9 protein-coding genes and 1 pseudogene are annotated in these 16,654 nt (G+C 69.8%); 3 read left to right on the forward strand and 7 right to left on the reverse strand.

The genetic code is table 11. The annotated features are described in order from the left end of the window. Nucleotides 1-21: 21 nt before the first annotated feature. The 7 genes and pseudogenes from ACFYO0_RS20440 to ACFYO0_RS20470 all read right to left on the reverse strand — a co-directional run bounded on the left by ACFYO0_RS20440 (nt 22) and on the right by ACFYO0_RS20470 (nt 13,884). Nucleotides 22-2,247 carry a UvrD-helicase domain-containing protein gene (locus ACFYO0_RS20440; protein WP_388677695.1) on the reverse strand — a complete coding sequence of 742 codons (2,226 nt, stop codon included), beginning with the start codon at nt 2,245-2,247 and terminating at the stop codon, nt 22-24. Further along, nucleotides 2,244-8,984, reverse strand: a complete 6,741-nt coding sequence (locus ACFYO0_RS20445; protein WP_388677698.1) for a DEAD/DEAH box helicase — start codon at nt 8,982-8,984, stop codon at nt 2,244-2,246. The genes ACFYO0_RS20440 and ACFYO0_RS20445 overlap by 4 nt, the downstream gene beginning before the upstream one ends. 71 nt (nt 8,985-9,055) lie before the next feature. Then, nucleotides 9,056-9,985, reverse strand: coding sequence for a hypothetical protein (locus ACFYO0_RS20450; RefSeq protein ID WP_388677700.1), 930 nt, complete (start codon nt 9,983-9,985; stop codon nt 9,056-9,058). Between the two features lie 124 nt (nt 9,986-10,109). Then, nucleotides 10,110-11,273, reverse strand: coding sequence for a DUF3696 domain-containing protein (locus tag ACFYO0_RS20455; protein WP_388677703.1), 1,164 nt, complete (start codon nt 11,271-11,273; stop codon nt 10,110-10,112). Continuing rightward, nucleotides 11,266-12,453 (reverse strand): DUF262 domain-containing protein, encoded by a 1,188-nt coding sequence (locus ACFYO0_RS20460; RefSeq protein WP_388677706.1) that lies wholly within the window; start codon nt 12,451-12,453, stop codon nt 11,266-11,268. The genes ACFYO0_RS20455 and ACFYO0_RS20460 overlap by 8 nt, the downstream gene beginning before the upstream one ends. A 71-nt stretch (nt 12,454-12,524) precedes the next feature. Then, nucleotides 12,525-12,692 (reverse strand): annotated as a pseudogene (locus tag ACFYO0_RS20465) (ATP-binding protein); the annotation flags it as partial. A gap of 259 nt (nt 12,693-12,951) precedes the next feature. After that, complete coding sequence (locus ACFYO0_RS20470; RefSeq protein ID WP_388677708.1) at nt 12,952-13,884, reverse strand: NADP-dependent oxidoreductase; 933 nt, start codon at nt 13,882-13,884, stop codon at nt 12,952-12,954. A gap of 408 nt (nt 13,885-14,292) precedes the next feature. Here ACFYO0_RS20470 and ACFYO0_RS20475 point away from each other — a divergent pair, with 408 nt between their 5' ends. The 3 genes from ACFYO0_RS20475 to ACFYO0_RS20485 all read left to right on the forward strand — a co-directional run bounded on the left by ACFYO0_RS20475 (nt 14,293) and on the right by ACFYO0_RS20485 (nt 16,612). Beyond that, nucleotides 14,293-14,925: a TetR/AcrR family transcriptional regulator gene (locus tag ACFYO0_RS20475; protein WP_388677710.1), complete on the forward strand. Its 633-nt coding sequence runs from the start codon at nt 14,293-14,295 to the stop codon at nt 14,923-14,925. A gap of 602 nt (nt 14,926-15,527) precedes the next feature. Next, nucleotides 15,528-16,430 carry a helix-turn-helix domain-containing protein gene (locus tag ACFYO0_RS20480; RefSeq protein ID WP_388677713.1) on the forward strand — a complete coding sequence of 301 codons (903 nt, stop codon included), beginning with the start codon at nt 15,528-15,530 and terminating at the stop codon, nt 16,428-16,430. Next, nucleotides 16,427-16,612 carry a DUF397 domain-containing protein gene (locus ACFYO0_RS20485; protein ID WP_388677716.1) on the forward strand — a complete coding sequence of 62 codons (186 nt, stop codon included), beginning with the start codon at nt 16,427-16,429 and terminating at the stop codon, nt 16,610-16,612. Before ACFYO0_RS20480 ends, ACFYO0_RS20485 begins: the two co-directional genes overlap by 4 nt. Nucleotides 16,613-16,654 lie beyond the last annotated feature (42 nt).

The raw sequence follows: 16,654 nt of genomic DNA on the forward strand, positions 1-16,654 counted from the left end.
CTCTCCCGAACTCCCGTGACATCAGGCCCTGTTAGACGCCCCCAAAGGCGTCAGGAACCGGCTCGGCTCCCCATGCCAGAAGATCGCCAGGGCATCGCGGGCCCGGGTCGCCGCGACGAAGAGGAGAGAGCGCGCGCGTTGCAGCTCGCGGCGGTGGCGGAGGGGGTCCGTGCGTTGCCAGGCGTCGACGGCGGAGCGTGGGACCAAGCCTTCCGAGACGCCGGCGATGATCATGCGCTGGTATTCGAGGCCCTTGAAGCGGTACATCGTTCCGATGTGGACGCCCTCGTTGCGTGGGAGTCCGTCGCGGGTCATCACGGTGGAGGTGATGCCGTGGCGGGCGAGGCGTTGCTCGACGTCCGAGGCCATGTCGTTGGTGGGGACACATACGGCGACGGACTCGCGGGGGATGTCGTGCCAGGCCTTCACCTGGTCAACGATGGCGTCGAGCGTCTCGTCCCAGCTGTCGGCGCGGTGCAGTGCGGGACGGCGACCGTGGAGGACCGAGCGGTAGCCCTTGAGGCTGTCGGTTCCGCCGTCGAGGTCGTCGTAGTCGGCTTCGGCTGCCTCTTCCATGACCTTCGTGGCGTCGCGGAGGATCTCCCAGGTCGTGCGGTAGCTGAGGGTGAGGCGGGAGGAACGGCCGCGGATGTTGATGCCGAGGCTGCCGAGGGTGACCTGGTTGTCGTAGATCCGCTGGTGGGTGTCGCCGACGAGGAAGATGTCGTTCGGCCCGGCCGGAACCATCGCGCGCAGCATCTTCCAGTGGGCGGCGCTCAGGTCCTGGGCCTCGTCCACGACGACATGGCGGTAGCGGTAGCGGAGGAAGGCTCCGGAGCCGGACTCGACGTGTACGTTCGCCAGTCCTCCCCGTTCGTCGGTCTGCTGCTGCCTGCGGTCGATCTTGGCCTTGCGGTCGATCTCCAGGCGGGCGGCCCGCTCAGCGACCTGGCGGTGGGTCTCCAGGCCCTTGAGTTCCAGGCGCTGGGTGAAGCGTTCGGCGAGCTGCCAGACCTGTGCCCGTTCGGCGCGGCTGAGGGTGCGTCCGCGGCCGGCTCTGCGCACCACGAAGTAGTCGGAGCGGGAGCGGACGGCCTGCCCGAGGATCACCTGGTTCCACTCGTCGCTGAGGAACTCCGCGTCCCAGCGGTTCTCCCCCGACTCCACCAGCAACTGCCGCCATTCCCTGAGCGCCTGGGAGTCGTCGATACGCCGCTTGGCGTTGCCCGGGTCGGCTTCGCGCACCACGCGGGTGGCGAGCTGGTCGACGTGCACGATGTCGACACGGGCCGCGGTCTCGGGGCCGCCGAGGGCCAGCAGCCGGGCCCGCAGGTCGGCGGCGAGGTTCTTGTTGAAGGTGGTGAGCAGCACCGGCTTGGTGTGGCCTGGCCCGAGCCGGTCGACGAGGTGTTTGACGCGGTGGAGCGCCACGATGGTTTTGCCGGTGCCCGGGCCGCCGCTCACCCGGGCCGGACCGGAGTACTCACGGCGCACCAGCTTCTCCTGCGTAGGGTGCAGGAAGACCTTCCAGCGGCCGAAGTCGCGTTCCTCGATGATGCTCTGGAGCGACTCGTCGTCGGTGATGACGACGGCCTGGGAGCGCCCCGCGGCCGACTGCCAGTCATCGGCGTCGAACTCGTCTTCCTTCGTGACCGCGACCAGCGCGGTGACCTGCTCCTTGACGTCCTCGTACGAGTAACCGTCGCGCAGCCGCAGCAGTACTTCGCCCGTGTGCCGGGGCGCGTACTTCGCGAGCGCCCTGACCTCGTCGTCCGAGGTGAGCTTGAGGACGATCGGGATGAGCGGCTCGGCGACACCCAGCTCGGCGAGCCGCTCGGCGCCGTACCGCGCGAACAGCGGCTCCTCGGCGGGCAGTTGGGGCTCAGGTGCGTCCCGTACGTCCTCCTCCACAGCCTGGAGGTCCACGTACTCGATGGCGCCGGTGACCTGGTTGATGCCGTACGCGAGCCGGTCCGCGTGCTGCTTCACACGGTCGCGGTGCTGGACCGAGACGAGCAGCCAGTCGTCGGCGGCGAGCCGGAGCAGGAGCGCACGGTGGTCCTGGTCGACGCGGGCGGAGAACAGGCGGCCGTCGTCCCTCAACTCCCGGAGGTGGAAGACCCCCGCCCCCGGGTTCTTCCGGAAGTCGCGCTGGAACCGGTACACCGCCTCGACGGTCGTACGGTCCAGCGCGGCGATCTCCTTGTCCGCCTTGTCGAGCAGCCGTAGCGTGGCGCCCCCGGTCATCCGGCGTGCCCCCCATTCTCGGAGTTCTCGTCTCCGTCAGTTCCGGCGGTTCCGGAGAGGAGCAGCGCGGCCAGCTCCCCAGCGTCCCATTCGACCGCGGTACGCGCCCGCCAGCCCGCCGCCGCGTACGCCTTGTCACGCTCCTCGGCGTCGTGGTCCGGCGTACCGTCCTCGCCCCGCCGATGGGCGAGCACGACCGCAACTCGCCTGGCCGGCCAGGCGAGTTCGGCGGGCCAGAGCTGGGCGCCTAGTTCGTAACCGGCCACCGGAGCAGGCACCCCCCGCTCCGTCAATGCCACGCACAACTCCCTGAGGCCGGGCTCCTCCAGCAGGTACTCGATGACCTCGGCCCAGGCTGGATCCCGTACAACCCCGGACTCGGCGCTCTCTGCAACGACGGCCTCCGGCTCCGCCACTGGCCCCCTCCGGCGCTGCGAGGTCAGCCACCCCGCTCCCCCGGTGACCGCCAACTCCCCCGCGTCAAACGCGTCAAGCCCGCTCCCTGCGAGCTGCGCCCCGTCTCCCTCCCCCTCGTTGAGGAACTGGAGCAGATTCGTCCAGTACAGCCACGCCTGCCACCGCCGCCGGTGCGCGGTCTCGTCCGCGACCGCCTCCGAGCTGTCGTCCAGCACGGTCACCGCCGACCACACAGCCCCCGCCTGCCCCCGGCGCAGATCGAGGGCGATGGTCAGCGGACAGCCGCTGCTGTCCTTGGTCGCCATGACCTGCACGGCACCCTTGCCCCCGGCCAGCCGCTCCCCGCGCAGGGCCTCGGTGATGCGCTCGGCGATGGCCGGGCCGTCGGCAAGGGCCCGGCTGGTGGCGGCTACGGCGGCGAAGCCGGACAGTGCGCTCTGGGTGCGGCGGCGCCACAACTCCGGTTCGGGACGGGTGAGATACCCGATCAGCGTGTCCACCGGGTTGGCCCATACGAAGCGCGGCAGATCCCGCGTATCCCCGCTGTGCAGCCGCCGGTGGATGTCGAGCGCGGTCTTCTGCGCGGTGTTCTGGTACGGCATCCACACCGGGTCGGCAGGCGGTTTGCGCTTGCCGGTCCAGGCCTCGACGTCGTCCCAGGTCAGCTGGAACACCTGCCAGCCCTCGGCGCGCAGCCGGGTGCGCTTGGCCGCGTCGATGGCGATGTTGTTGTGCTCACCGCTCGCGTGGTAGCGGTAGCCGTCCAGGTAGACGGCTACCCGCGGCTGTTCGGCGTCCAGGCGCGTGAACACCACGTCAGGCCGGGTGAAGCCGAGCGAGGTCTGCGTCTCCATCTGCCAGCGGGTCACGGACCCGTCCGGTGCGGTCAGCCGCAGCTCCGTGCTCCGCTCGCCGTCCGGTGTGAGCGCGGTCCGTACGCTCGCCTCGTCGACGTCGTCGCGGCCCGCCCACTCCAGCAGCCCGCGCCGGAACAGCGCCTCCAGCTCGCTCTCCACCTGGTGGACGAGGGTGATGTCACCGGTGGTGGCCACGGGCTTGGCCGACCAGCCCTCGCCCTGGCTGCCGAAGAGTTCGCCGAGCATGTCGAGGGCCTGCTCCCGCGACACCTGCTCGTACTCGCTGTCGGCGACGTGGCGCAGCAGGCAACGGTGACAGGCGGGCCGTCCCTCCTCCACGCAGGCGCACGTCTCGATGAGCTGCCGGGCACGGGCCAGCACGTCCCGCAGCCCGTCGGGTCCGGCGAGCTGGTGCAGATAGCCGGTGCCTCCGGGGAGGGTGTCGTAAAGGACGAGGTAGTGGCGGCGTACGTCGGGGTCGCCGCTGCCAGGGTCGGGCATGGAGTCGGTGACCACGGCCAGGTGGTCGGGGTCGCCGCCGTAGCTGCGGGCGATCCCGGCGAGCAGCGCGGCCTTGAAGGAGACGAGCCGTTCCTGGGTGTGCGCGGTGACGGCGGGGATGAGGATGCGCAGGGCCTCGGTGCGCAGTTCGTGCGCGAGCAGCAGCCGGACCCCGGTCTGCCGGGCACGGGTGTCGGGCACGCTCTCGCGCAGCTTGGGACACCAGGGCCGGTGGTATTTCGTGGCCTTGGCCGGCAGCAGGGCGTCGTCGGAGACGGGCCCGCCGTCCGGGTCGGCGTAGCCGCAGGAGTCGCACACCCAGAACGGGTTGAGCCGCACCCTCCGCCCGGCGAAGGCGTCGTCGGCGACGGTGTCCACGCGCGAGGCGCCGACGTTGATGTGCCGGATCACGGCCTGCCGGGTGAACTCCCAGCCGAAGGTGGCACTGCCATGCCGCCAGGCCTCGACGAGACTGTCGTGCGGGATGTCCACGGCCGGTACGACGGTGTAGTGCCGCCGTTCCCGCTCGTCGGTGTCGTCCCGTACCCGGGCGTCATCGCGCTGGTCGCGGGAGTGGACGCGGTGCGGCACGAGGACCTTGTGCAGACAGCCCACGTCCCCGATGGCGGCGGAGTGGCAGCGCGGGCACGCCGAGGAGTCCTGCTGGGCCCGATGGGTGCGTACGTGGCCGCAGTCGGGGCAGATCCGCCACCAGATCCAGGCAGGGCGCTTGCCGCTGCCGATGTCGAGTCCGGTGATCCGGTGCTTGTAGCCCTGGATGTAGTAGTGGTTGCCGGGCGCGAAGTCCTCCAGCGCGAACCGTGCGGTGCGGTCGTACCGGAGCACCTTGCTGCGGTACACCTTGCGCCCAGCCGGGCCGTCCGGGGCCTCCTCGGTCCAGGTGAGGGTGGCCTCCAGTTCGGTGGTGGAGTCGACGAGGCTGTAGTTGGGCAGCAGGCCCAGGTCGACGAGTGCTCCGTGCGCGGTGCTTGAGCTGATGTCACGGGCCCGTCGGCTGACGGCCCGTCGCTCGGCGCGCAGTTCGCGTCCCTGCCGCTCGTGCTCGGGGTCACCGGCGACGAGCAGGTCGGTCGCCGCGTCGATGGCCTTGATACGGCGCTGGAGTTCCCCTCGCCGCTCGGCCCACTGTTCGCGCGCCTTGTCGAGGGCGTTCTTGAGCCCTTCGGTCGCGAACTCCCGTACGGCGTCGGCGGCTTGAGGGCTCACGCCGGTGCCGCGTTGTTCGTCGTACGAGGGGAAGAGGCGGAGGAACACGTCCGCGAGCCGTCGCCCGTCGGCCATGGCGGCTTCCTGAAACTCCGTCAGCCAGCCGGAGGTGTCGAACAGTTCGGTCGCCCGGCGCGGCAGCGGACGCAGCGGGACCCGGTCGCTGTCCGCCGACAGCAGCTTCCCGGCCGCGACCACGTCGAGAAGGTGGGCGAGGTACTGACGCCTCAGGATCTCCACGGCCGACAGGTGGCAGCCGGGCGGCTGGATGTCCCCGGCGATCATCTGGCGCGGGTCTTCCAGGTAGTAGCGGTCGCGCGGCCCCCGGTCGACCATCGTCAGCAGGTAGGCGTTGCCGGTGGAGCGCCCGGCGCGGCCGACCCGCTGCACGTAGTTGGCCGGGCCCTTGGGCAGGGAGGCGAGGACGACGGTCGACAAGTCGCCGATGTCGATGCCGAGTTCGAGCGTGGGTGTGCAGGACAGTACCTGCGGGTTGGTGTAGTGGACGTCGGTGCCGTCGCGGAACGCCTTCTCCACGGCTTCCCGCTTGCGGCGGTCCAAGGTGCCCGTGTGCTCGGCCGTGTTGATGGTGAAGACGCCGGCGTCGCGGTACATGCGCCGGTAGAAGTCGTCGGTGAAGTCCCGCTGGCGGACGGTCCCTTCGCCGTACTGGCTCGCCTGGAGGTGCCCCCGGCAGCGGTAGCGCGGGCACGGCTGTCCGTGCCACTGGCCGACAAGATCGGGGTGGACGGTCTGTTGCCAGAAGCAGTCGGGGCAGCGCACCCCCGCGTCACCGACGTCCTCGTCGGCGAGCCCCCGTACGTGCACATGGCCGGGCTGGAGCCCGTACACCCGGGTCGCCCCGTCGCCCGCGGTGCGCACGGACAGCACGTCCGCGTCGGCGAGGGCGGGCAGCAGCCGGACCAGGAAGTCGGTGGCCGCGTCCCGGTTGCGCAGGCCGAGGGCGCGGACGGTCCAGTCCTGGTACCAGCCGAGCCGTCCGGTCAGTACGTCGAAGTCGTCGCTTCCCTTTTTCGGCCCGCCCAGCAGGAAGGCGGGTGCGGAGACGCCCGGCGGGAAGGCGGGCATGCCCTCCTCGCGTCCGCCCCAGATCTGCCAGCGGCGCACACCCGCCTGGTCGATCCAGTCGTCCAGCCACCGGTGCCGGATCGCACCCCGCGTCCGAAGCCGCTCCAGCAGGCCCCGCACAAACCCCACGAACCGCTCAGGACCCGGCACCGACCCGTCGTCCAGCGCGATGTCCCCGGGTGTGCGGTGCAGCAGTTCGCGCACCATCTCGGCCACGCCGTCCGGGTCGGCCAGCGGCACATCGGCGGCCACGGTCCGGGTGAGTTCCAGCGTGCGCCCCTGCCGGGACCGCAGCCCGAACTCCATGATCGCGGCGAACGCCAGCCGCTCGGCGATGAGTTCCCATGTCGCCTTCGAACCGTGACTGCGTCCGGACAGCAGCGTGTCGACGCCCCGGAACACGTGCAGGTCCGGTGGTACGACCGCGACCCGCACCAGCCGGCTGTCGACGACCTCCTTGATGATGTCCGCCGCCAGATCGCTCAGCGCGACGGACGAGTCCTCCTCGACGCGGCTGGCGAGGAGGGAGCGGAAGGAGAAGGTGTACGAGCGGCTGGCGACGTATCCGGCGCGGTGCGCGGCGTCCTGGACGGAGTCGTTGAAGAGGAGGGTCTTGTTCTCCTTCAAGTTCCTGTCGAGTTCACCGCCCGTGAACAGCTGGGTGATGGAGGCCGCCGCGAGCGCCGCGAGCCCCGTACCGAGGTAGCGGATGGAGTTGAAGGTGCGGCAGGCCGGGCACTGGTCCCGCTCGGCCGTGCGCTCGCCCGCGAGGTCGACCTCGACGAACGCCGCATTGTGCAGCGTCTTCGCGATCCGTGGACCCATGCCGTCGTGGGCGGGCTCGAAGTCGCTCTCGGGCGACACGGGGCGCAGTCGCCCGCTGTCGCCGTCCAGCACCATGACCGTGGGTCCGCTGCGCGGCGTGTCCCGCGCGAACGCGACCTCGTGGGCGCGCGCCGCAGTGGTCGCGATCATGTTCCGTACGCGCCGCTTGTCCCGTCCGACGGACGCCCGGCGGATCTTGGTGGCGTTCAGGTCGAGCTCGGCGGCGTCCGTCTCCGGGGAGAGCGCCGCCCAGCCGGAGCGCCCGCACTCGCGGCAGAACACGGCGGGCAGGAACACCTCGGCCGGCCGGGGCGCGCTGTCGTCGGCGGGAGCGGGCGCCGCGTCCCCCGCCTCTCCGCTGTCCGCCTCGTCCGACGAGTCGTCCGCGGCCTTGCTCACCAGCCGCCCGCCGGAGGCGACCCGTTCGTCGTCCCAGCGGAACTCGGCCCGCGCGGGTGTGATTCCCCGCAGTACGCGGGACACGGACCGTACCCAGTGGTGCATCTCGATGGACAGCAGTGGCCGCTTCGGGTCGTCCGGATCGCGGGCCGTCGACAGCAGCGCCACATAGCGGGCAAGCGCTTTGGCGGCGATGTCCGGCTTCTGCTGGACGGCCACGCCCCAGTGGTACGCGTACCGGGGCAGCACCTCCATGACCTCGGGCAGCGTACGGGGCTTGCCGTCGAGGATCTCCAGAACGGCCGCGGTGAGCCGGTGCCGCCGAAGCTTGGCCCCCAACTCGGCCGGAGACAGCCCCGATTGACCCGTGAACGCCGCCACAAGCCGTTCCATGGCCCCCGAGTCCCGCGTGGGATCACCGAGTTCGGCCACCTCGTGCGGGGAGGGGAAGGGCAGCGAGAAGTCGCTCTCCCCCACGAACTCGTCCACACTCCGCCGCGACTCCCCCACCACGGCCTCGGGCGGGAAGGGCACCCCGAAGACCTGCTCGGCGACCTCCAGCATGGTGGAGGTCTCGCCCCCCGACTCCCCCAGGGTCGCCGAGGTCGCCACCGGGCACACCGGCCCGAGTGGCCGCTCGTCCCGCGCGAGCCCGGTCACCGCGCCGAGCCTGCGCAGCAGCATCGCCACGTCCGTGCCCTGGGCGCCGTCGTACGTGTGGAACTCGTCCAGCACGATGTAGGCGAGTGAGGAGCCCTGCCACAGCTTCTGGTCCTCGGGGCGCTGCAGCAGCAGGTCGAGCATCTTGTAGTTGGTGATCAGGATGTCCGGCCGTGTGGCCCGGATCTCCTCCCGGTCCACGGCGACCTTGCGTACGGAGTCCTTGAACTCCCGCGAGGGCGTGTCCCCGATGTAGAGGCCGGCGCGTACGCCCTCAAGCCGCGTGTCCTTCGCGTTGTCAAGGTGGTCGTTGATGCGCTGGGCCTGGTCGGTGGCCAGCGCGTTCATGGGATACAGCAGAACGGCCTTCACCCCGTCCCGCCCGGCCGCGCGCTCCCGCCGGCAGTGGTCGAGCAGCGGCACGAGGAACGACTCGGTCTTGCCGGACCCGGTCCCGGTGGTGACGAGCGTCGGCTCCGCGGGACCGTTCAGCGTGGACAGCCGCTCCCAGGCCAGGGCCTGGTGCCGGTGGGGCCGAAAGCCCTTGGGCCACCACTCGAGATGCTTCTGCCAGCCGTCACCGACGGCGGTCCTGAAGGGGGTACGGATCCGCAGATACGGTCCGCGGAAGATCCCGTCACCGGGGTCCCCGAGGAACTGCTCCAGCGCCCGCCGCGTCGACTCGTCCGCCAGCGCGTAGGTCGTCGCCAGGTACTGGCTCAGGCTGGCGCGTACCTGGTCGGCGGCGAGAGTCGGTCGCACGCGCGGTCCCCCTTCGGCGCTGGATCATGATGTGCGTCCCACCGTAAGGGACGGCAGGGTTGCCGTGACCCTCAGATGCCGCGCTTCCTGCCCAGGTACGCGACCCGCACGGCCTTGTCCTCGGGCACGAGCCGGAAGTGCACTCGCCCTTCGTCCGGCGTGAACCGGGAGTGGGTGTCGAAGAACTCCAGCTGCCCGTCGAGATCGGTGAACTGGCAGTGCCGCCTGCGCCCCTGGTGCTCCCCCGTCACCCACGACCGCCACCGCGGTCCCTCCGGCCGCGCCTGCGGATCCCACTCGGCAACGGCCTCCTCCAACTCGACGAGCCGCTTGCGCACGGGCCCCACCCACACCTGGGGCAGTCCCCGCAGGTCGGCCTCGACCCGCGGCAGGAACTGCAGGTGCGGGAAGAGTTCCGCGCGCCGTTCCCACAGCTGCGCCCCCGTGTGTGCGGCGGTGTCGCGCGACGTCCGCATCCACGCCAGGTGATCGTGGAGGTGCCGTTCGGCCGAGACATGCCGGACCTCGACGTCACCGACCCGGGTGTCGGTGCTGCCGTCCTCCGCCTCGACGAGCTGCTCGCACTCCAACGGCAGCATGGCGGCGTCCCAACAGGCGTGCACCGGCAGCGAGATGCCCAGGCCGTCCATCAGATGGGCCCCGCCGAGGCCCGCCACGGTGACACCGTCGTGTCGGTACTCGACGTCAAGCGGATCCTCGCCGTCCGGGAACACCGTCTTGAACGGCGCCTTGCTCTGCATCAGCCGCAGCCGCAGCCACGGGTCGCGGTTCTTCGGGTTGCCGATCCACTTCCCGATCGGGTAGCCGTCCGCGATCTGGAGTTGCTTGAGCGGCACCTCACAGACCAGCACCGTGCCGCCCCGGTCCACCTTCGAGACCGCCACCGCGGTCCTGGCGAACTGGTTCATGGCCCGGTCGGCGCGTAACGGCTCGCAGTCGGTTCCGCATGACCTCTCGTTCAGGAACAGCAGCAGCGGCACGAGTCCCCCTACTCGGTGATGGGGTTGGCTGGGTGTGAACGGAGCGGACGGCTCGGACGGCTCGGACGGCTCGGACGGCTTGGACGGAGCGGACGGCTCGGACGGCTCGGACGGCTCGGACGGCTCAGTCGAGAAGCTGGTCGAGCGTGTGGTCAAGCTCGTCGAAGAAGCCCTCCGGCCACTGGTCGAGCAGGCCGTCCGCGTCGATCTTCGGGGTGATCACCTGGGCGCCCGCACCGTCGTTGCGGAAGTAGTGGACGACCGCCTGATCGGCCGGGAGAACGCCCCGCTTCACCGCGAGCCGCATGCCGTTGAGCACGTGGTCGCTGTGCGTCTCGACGACGAGCTGTGCGCCCTGTGCCGCTGACGCGGCGGCCAGTTGGGCCATGGCCGTCTGCCCGCGCGGGTGCAGGTGTGCTTCCGGGTTTTCCAGGAGTACGAGGCTGCCGGGCCGCGCGCTGAGACAGGCGACGACGATGGGGAGGGCGTAGGTGAGGCCGAAGCCGACGTTCGTGGGGCGCCGCTGCGTCGGCTTCGGCGCGTTGCCGAACCCGTACGACAGCCTTACCGAGTCCGTGGCCTCGATGACCTCGGTCTTGATGTGCACGCCCGGACACAACTCCCGCATCCAGGCGGCAACTTGGTCCAAGAGCCGACTGGAGGCGGCTCGCCGGTGCCGTAGCGGGCCCTCGGGTACTTCGTCGCCGGCATGGTGGCGGAGGAAGTTGACGGTGTGTTCGCCCCGGATGCCGAGGAAGCCGCGCCTGACGGCCATGTGGTGGTCGCGGGGGTAGCGCTCCGTGGGAGTGATGCGGTCGGCGTGCAGGTACTGGAAGCCGTCCGTGAAGTAGCGGGGTGCCACTGCCGTCTCATCCCGCGGGGCGTTCGGGCCCTCCTCCGTCAGCGGCACTTCGACGAGCTTCAACGGCAGCAAGTTCTGCTCGGGCGCGTAACCAGCCGTCCACTCGTAGCGGTAGGGCTCCTCGCTGACGGCCAGCGTGATCCTCGGCTCGTCCCCGGCGAAGTCCTCGTGCAGGACATCCTGTCCTGTACCGAGCCCGACGAACTCGCCGTTCAGAAGGAGCCCGGCTTCCTCGCCCCTGTTCACGGGACCAGAGATACTTATGTCGATATTGCCCGACGTCCACGACTGACGTAACAGCGCCAGGGCTTGCAACACCGTGCTCTTGCCCGAGGAGTTCAGCCCGGTCAGGAGGGTGAGTGGGCCGAGTGGGATGTCCGCGTGCTGGAACGCCTTGAAGTTGGTCAGCGTCAGCCGGTCAATCACCGCTCAGTACCCCCTGGAAGAGTCGCGCCACCACCTCGAAACGCGTCCGTACGTTCCCGGGGTCGCCGGGGGCGACGGTCAGGGCGCGTTCGAAGGCGAAGTCCCCGGTGAGACGGGCCGAAAGACCGTCACGGACTTCGTCACGCGACGTTACCAGTACGTCACGCTGCCGGTCATCCAAGGTAGCGATGTTGACGGCCACTGCGTCGAACAGGGCTTTGTTGAGGGGGAGTTTGCGCCGGTGGCCGAGTGACCTGCGAAATGCCTGGCCTCCGAAGACGGTCCGCGCACACCGCATGGCCTCCCTGAACTCCCTTGCCTCCCAATGCCGTTGCTTGTCCGTCAGCGCGTTGAGGCGGTGCATGGCGTCGGTCAGGAACAGCTCGAAGTCCTGGTCCCGGTACGCGGCGGGCGGTGTGAGCCGGAAGGCCAGGAAGCGGAGGACCAGCTCGCGGTCGTGCATCCGCTCGTTCGACACATCAAATCCGGTGGCCTCGCCGAAGGCAGGATTCTCCGCGAGGTCGGCGAGCAGCGAACGGGCGGGACCGGGGATCATCGCGTGCCGGATCTCCTGCGGCGTGAGCGGCGACCCGCCCGTCGTGAGCCGGGAGAACACGTTGAACTTCACCGCATCGGGGGTGCCGTGCCGGACGATGTGGACCACGACCTGCGTTTCGAGGACCCGGACCTGCATCCTCCCGCGCAGGTGTGTGAGGCCCTCGTACTGCGGCAGGTACTCCAGACCTCGCAGGGTCAGGGGTGGCAGCTCGGCGAAGCCGGGGATCATGAGCCGGGCGATTGCGGTGAGCCGCTGGCTGCCGTCGACGACGGACCAGGTGTCGTCCTCCTGCTGTGCCATGTGGAAGGGGGCGACGGGGAGGCCCAGCAGAAGCGACTCGATGAATCTGCTCTGTTGTACGTCGCTCCACATGCCGGCCCGGCGGTGGAAGTCCGGCGCGAGATCCAACGCCTTCGCACGGAGCCGGGACATCAGCACGTCGACCGTGGTGCTCTCGGTCTCGATGCTGATGCTCTTCCAGTCGAGGGGCTTCGCCAGCCGGTCCGGCTCGTCGGGCGGCAGCTCCAGCTCCACGCCGGTGGGCCGCCCGTTCGCTCCGATCTCGACAGGCCTCTCGAAGAGCGCCCCGCGGGGGTCGGCGTCATTCTCCAGCCCTGCCATGTCCGCTGCATCTCCTCTTCGGCTTCGCCGCTCTGCACAACGCGGCGTCGCAAGGTCCGCCTTCCGGCACCTTACGAGAAGTGGTTCACCTGATGCTTGAACAGGGACAGCCAGCGGGGCAGGTCGATCTCGGCTCGTACGGTCTTGCCGGGGGGTTCGCGGTCCAGGATTTCCCAGCGGTCGGCGAGGGTCTCGACGAGGAGGAGACCGCGGCCGGAGTCGGCGAGGAGGGCCGGAGGCTCGCCCTGGCGCTGCCGCCATGGCCGGCACTCTTCGGACGGCTCGGCCTCCCCGGCCTGCTTGCGCCGGCCTTCGCCGTCGGGGCCCTGTCCGTGTTGCCGACTCCGGGCCACGCAGACGCTCGCCGGCAGCCGAGGGGGCCTGTTGGCCAGTTGGGCACATCGGCGACAGGCGTCCACTCGCACCGCCGAATCGGGCTTCGCCGTGGTCGCGGCGAAGCCCGGTCGACTCGTCCGAGTCATCGAGCTTTCGGTTGGGTCAGAGTGTCAGCACGATTTTCCCCTGGGTGCGGCCTGACTCGATGAGCTGGTGGGCCTTGGCGGCGTCAGCCAGCGGCAGGGTGTCCTCGATGTACGGGCGCAGCTGTCCGGTATCGACCAGCTTGGTGATTTCCTGGAGCCCTATGTGATCCGGCTCCACGGTGACGCCGGCGAATCGTCTCCCGGCCGCGGCGGTGGCCTGCTGGAGTGCGGTATCGGCACGGTCCACCAGGGTGACCAGGAGGCCGCCGGGGCGCAGGGCGTGCAGTGATCGCGGGCCGTAGCCGCCGCCTACCGTGTCCAGGACAAGGTCGGCGTCGGTGACGGCGTCGGTGAAGTCGACGGTCCGGTAGTCGATGACTTCGTCCGCGCCGAGGCCGCGGACGAAGTCGTGCTTGGCCGCGCTGGCGGTGGCGATGACGTGGGCGCCGCGGGCTTTGGCGATCTGGACGGCCAGGTGGCCGACGCCACCGCCGCCGCCGTGGATGAGGACTCGTTGCCCGGCTCGCACCTGTGCGGTGTCGACGATGCTCTGCCAGGCGGTGAGTCCAGCAAGTGGCAGGGCCGCTGCGTGGGCGTGATCGACGGCTGCGGGCTTGCGGGCCAGCTGGCGGGAGGGCACGGCGACGTACTCGGCGTAGGCGTTGCCTGCCCGTGGGAAGAAGGGCATGCCGTAGACCTCGTCACCGACCTGGAATCGAGTGACGCCGGGGACGACCTCTTCGACGATGCCGGAGATGTCCCAGCCGAGGACGAACGGGGGCTCGCCGAGCAGGGGGACTGCCCCGGAGCGGACCATCGCGTCGACTGGATTGACGGCGGCCGCGTGGACCCGGACCAGCACCTCGGAGGGCAACGGCTGTGGCCGGTCTGTCTCGGTGAGTTCGAGGACTTCGGGGCCGCCGAAGGAACGCTGGGTTATCGCGCGCATGTTCGTACTCCTGACAGACGGATGTGGTGGATATCGACAGTTGAGGGGGTCCCTCGGCGTGCGCGGCGGCCACCAACTGGACGGCCACCTCGTCCACGTCGAGAGGGCTCTCGGACCCAGGGGCCTTTGCGGTACCCGGGTAGCCGGCGCCGGCTACCCGGTGGCGCTCGGCGAGCCCGTCGAGGTCGGTCCGCAGTCACCTTCGGCGCTGCCGCCGGCGCCATGGGCGAGGAGCAGTCCAGGGCCGGATCCGCAGACGATACGGGCGAAGACGGGCTTGGGCAGGGCGGGTGTGGCCGGAACGAGCACGGCATGACAGATCTTCTCCCTGGCTTCGGCGAATCAGCTTTAGCGATCGCTACAGCAAGGAACGTAGCACAGCTTTAGCGATCGCTATAGACTCGTTCCATGGGTACCGCACGCGCGCAACGACGCGCCTTCGACCGGGACGAGGCACTGGAGGTCGCGCTGAGGGAGTTCTGGCTGCACGGCTACGAGACAACCTCTGTCGCCTCGCTCACCCGGGCGATGGGTATCAATCCGCCAAGCCTGTACGCCGCCTTCGGTGACAAGCGGCAGCTGTTCAGCGAGGTCGTCCAGCGCTATGCGCACACCCACGGCAGCTACGTGACCCGCGCCCTGGCGGAATCCACCGCGCGCGGCGTCGTCGAAACGCTGCTCCGGCTGGCCGCGGCCGAATACACCGACACCAGCCACCCGCCGGGCTGCCTGGTCATCCACGGCGCGACCAACTGCACACCGGCAGCCGAGGACGTCAAGGTCGAACTACGCGCTTTCCGCGAGGAGACCAAGCGTGCTCTCGAAGAAAGGATCAACGCCGACATCGGAGCAGGCCGCCTGCATGAAGGCACCGACGCCGGCGCGCTGGCCACGTTCTACGCGGCCGTTCTCCAGGGTATGTCCACCCAGGCGTGCGACGGGGTCGACCGCGAAGGCCTCGAGCGCGTAGCCGAAACCGCCCTCAACGCCTGGCCCGATGAGCGGGCGTTCCGGGGCTCCCCGGAGCCGGGCGTGGAGTGATCCGCGAGGTGGCGTCGATGTCTGCGCCGGCCGGCCGCACACCACTGCCCACCAAGTGGAGCGAGAACCCGTCTCCGTGGCCCCCGGGCCACTGGAGGCCCCCCGATGTTGGCAGGCAACCGGTTCAGCTGCATGTGAGTCGATTACTGCTGAGCGCCAGGGCATCAGTCAGCCTTGAGCGGAGCCCACTCCTCGCCCCATGACACTGCGACCGCCCCCGTTCGACCGCGGCAGCGCCCGAGCACATGCTCGCGCCCGAGCCAAGTTCGCCACGGACAAAGCCGAGAGTGATCAAGCCTGTACGGGCGCGCGCCTGGGTCAACTGCCTGAATATTGCGGGCACATCACGAAACGCGGGGCGAGGCGGGCGCCTAATGGGTGGCACTGAAGCGGGGTGAACACACATACGGGGACGGGGTGTTGGCGGTCGGCCGGTCGTGTCAGGTGCCCAATGTGGCGGCCGGAAGGGCACTTCACCAGGTCCGCCCCGCGTACGCTGCGCGAGCGTACGCGGTTACGGACTGGACGGTACTCGTCACGTGCCGTAACGATGGGCAGGTTGGGTGTGTGGGTCGGGGCGCGTGCGCGGGAGGTGGCCAAGGGTGGCCGATGACACGGTCGGTACGGATGTCTGCGGGGCGGACGCGGGCGGTACGCCGGCGGAGGCGACGGCCGGGATTCCGGCCACCTTCCGCGGCGAGCCGGAGTTCTCCGACAGCCTGCGGACGTTCGGCGCCGTACTCCAGGCCCTGCGCGAGCATGCGGGCCTGAGCAGGCAGGAGTTCGCCGAACTGGTGCGGTTCTCCAAGCACACGGTGGCGTCCGTGGAGTTGGGGCGCCGGATGCCGGACCCGACGTTGGTGGAGCGGTCCGAGGATGCGACAGGGAACACGGGAGCGCTGCGGAAGTCGGTACGGCATCTGGCGCGGCAGCCGGGGTTGGCAGCTTGGTTCCGGCAGTGGGCTCGCCTGGAGGCCACGGCGATCACTCTTTATACGTACGAGTGCCGCATGATCCCGGGGTTGCTACAGACGGAGGCGTACGCGCGAGCGTTGTCCGCCGACCAGTTGCCGCCGCTGGACGACGCGCAGATCGCGGAACGGTGGGCTGCCCGGACGGAGCGCCAGCGGCTACTGAGGGAGCGGCCGAACACCACCTTCGGCTTCATCCTGGAAGAGCAGCTATTTGTACGACGGACAGGCGGGGCGGAGGTCACGCGGGAACTCATCGATCATGTGCTGGAGATCGGCCAGTTGCGGAACGTCGAGATCCAGATCATGCCTCTGGTGCAGGAATCACACGCTGGTCTACACGGCCCTGTGCAACTGCTGGAAACCCCCGAGAACAAGTGGTTCGCTTACACCGAGGCCCCGGAGAGCGGTCAGTTGATCTCGGACTCGAAAGTGGTCAGCGTGCTCCAGAGGCGGTATGCCAGGATGCGTTCACAGGCTCTCACCATCCAGGACTCCGTGAGCCTGTTGCAGCGGATGCGAGGAGACCTATGAGCACGTCCGACCTGGCCTGGTTCAAGAGCAGCTACAGCAGCAGCGCTTCCGGCGACTGCGTAGAGGTAGCTACCTGCCCCGACACCGTCCACGTCCGGGACTCCAAGGACGAGCAGGGCCCGCAACTCGCCCTCTCCCCCACCACCTGGACCGACTTCGTCTCGTACGCCGCCCAGGCCTGACCGTTCACAACGCCGTGCCCTGCACCGGGTCAACTCCGGTGC

This window comes from Streptomyces sp. NPDC006365, from assembly GCF_042870755.1.
Lineage (GTDB): Bacteria > Actinomycetota > Actinomycetes > Streptomycetales > Streptomycetaceae > Streptomyces > Streptomyces xiangluensis.

Excerpts from the sequence above, each read along its gene's own strand:
- ACFYO0_RS20440 (WP_388677695.1), bottom strand. The coding sequence starts at position 2,247 with ATGACCGGGGGCGCCACGCTACGGCTGCTCGACAAGGCGGACAAGGAG.
- ACFYO0_RS20475 (WP_388677710.1), top strand. The coding sequence starts at position 14,293 with ATGGGTACCGCACGCGCGCAACGACGCGCCTTCGACCGGGACGAGGCA.
- ACFYO0_RS20485 (WP_388677716.1), top strand. The coding sequence starts at position 16,427 with ATGAGCACGTCCGACCTGGCCTGGTTCAAGAGCAGCTACAGCAGCAGC.
- ACFYO0_RS20460 (WP_388677706.1), bottom strand. The coding sequence starts at position 12,453 with ATGGCAGGGCTGGAGAATGACGCCGACCCCCGCGGGGCGCTCTTCGAG.
- ACFYO0_RS20470 (WP_388677708.1), bottom strand. The coding sequence starts at position 13,884 with ATGCGCGCGATAACCCAGCGTTCCTTCGGCGGCCCCGAAGTCCTCGAA.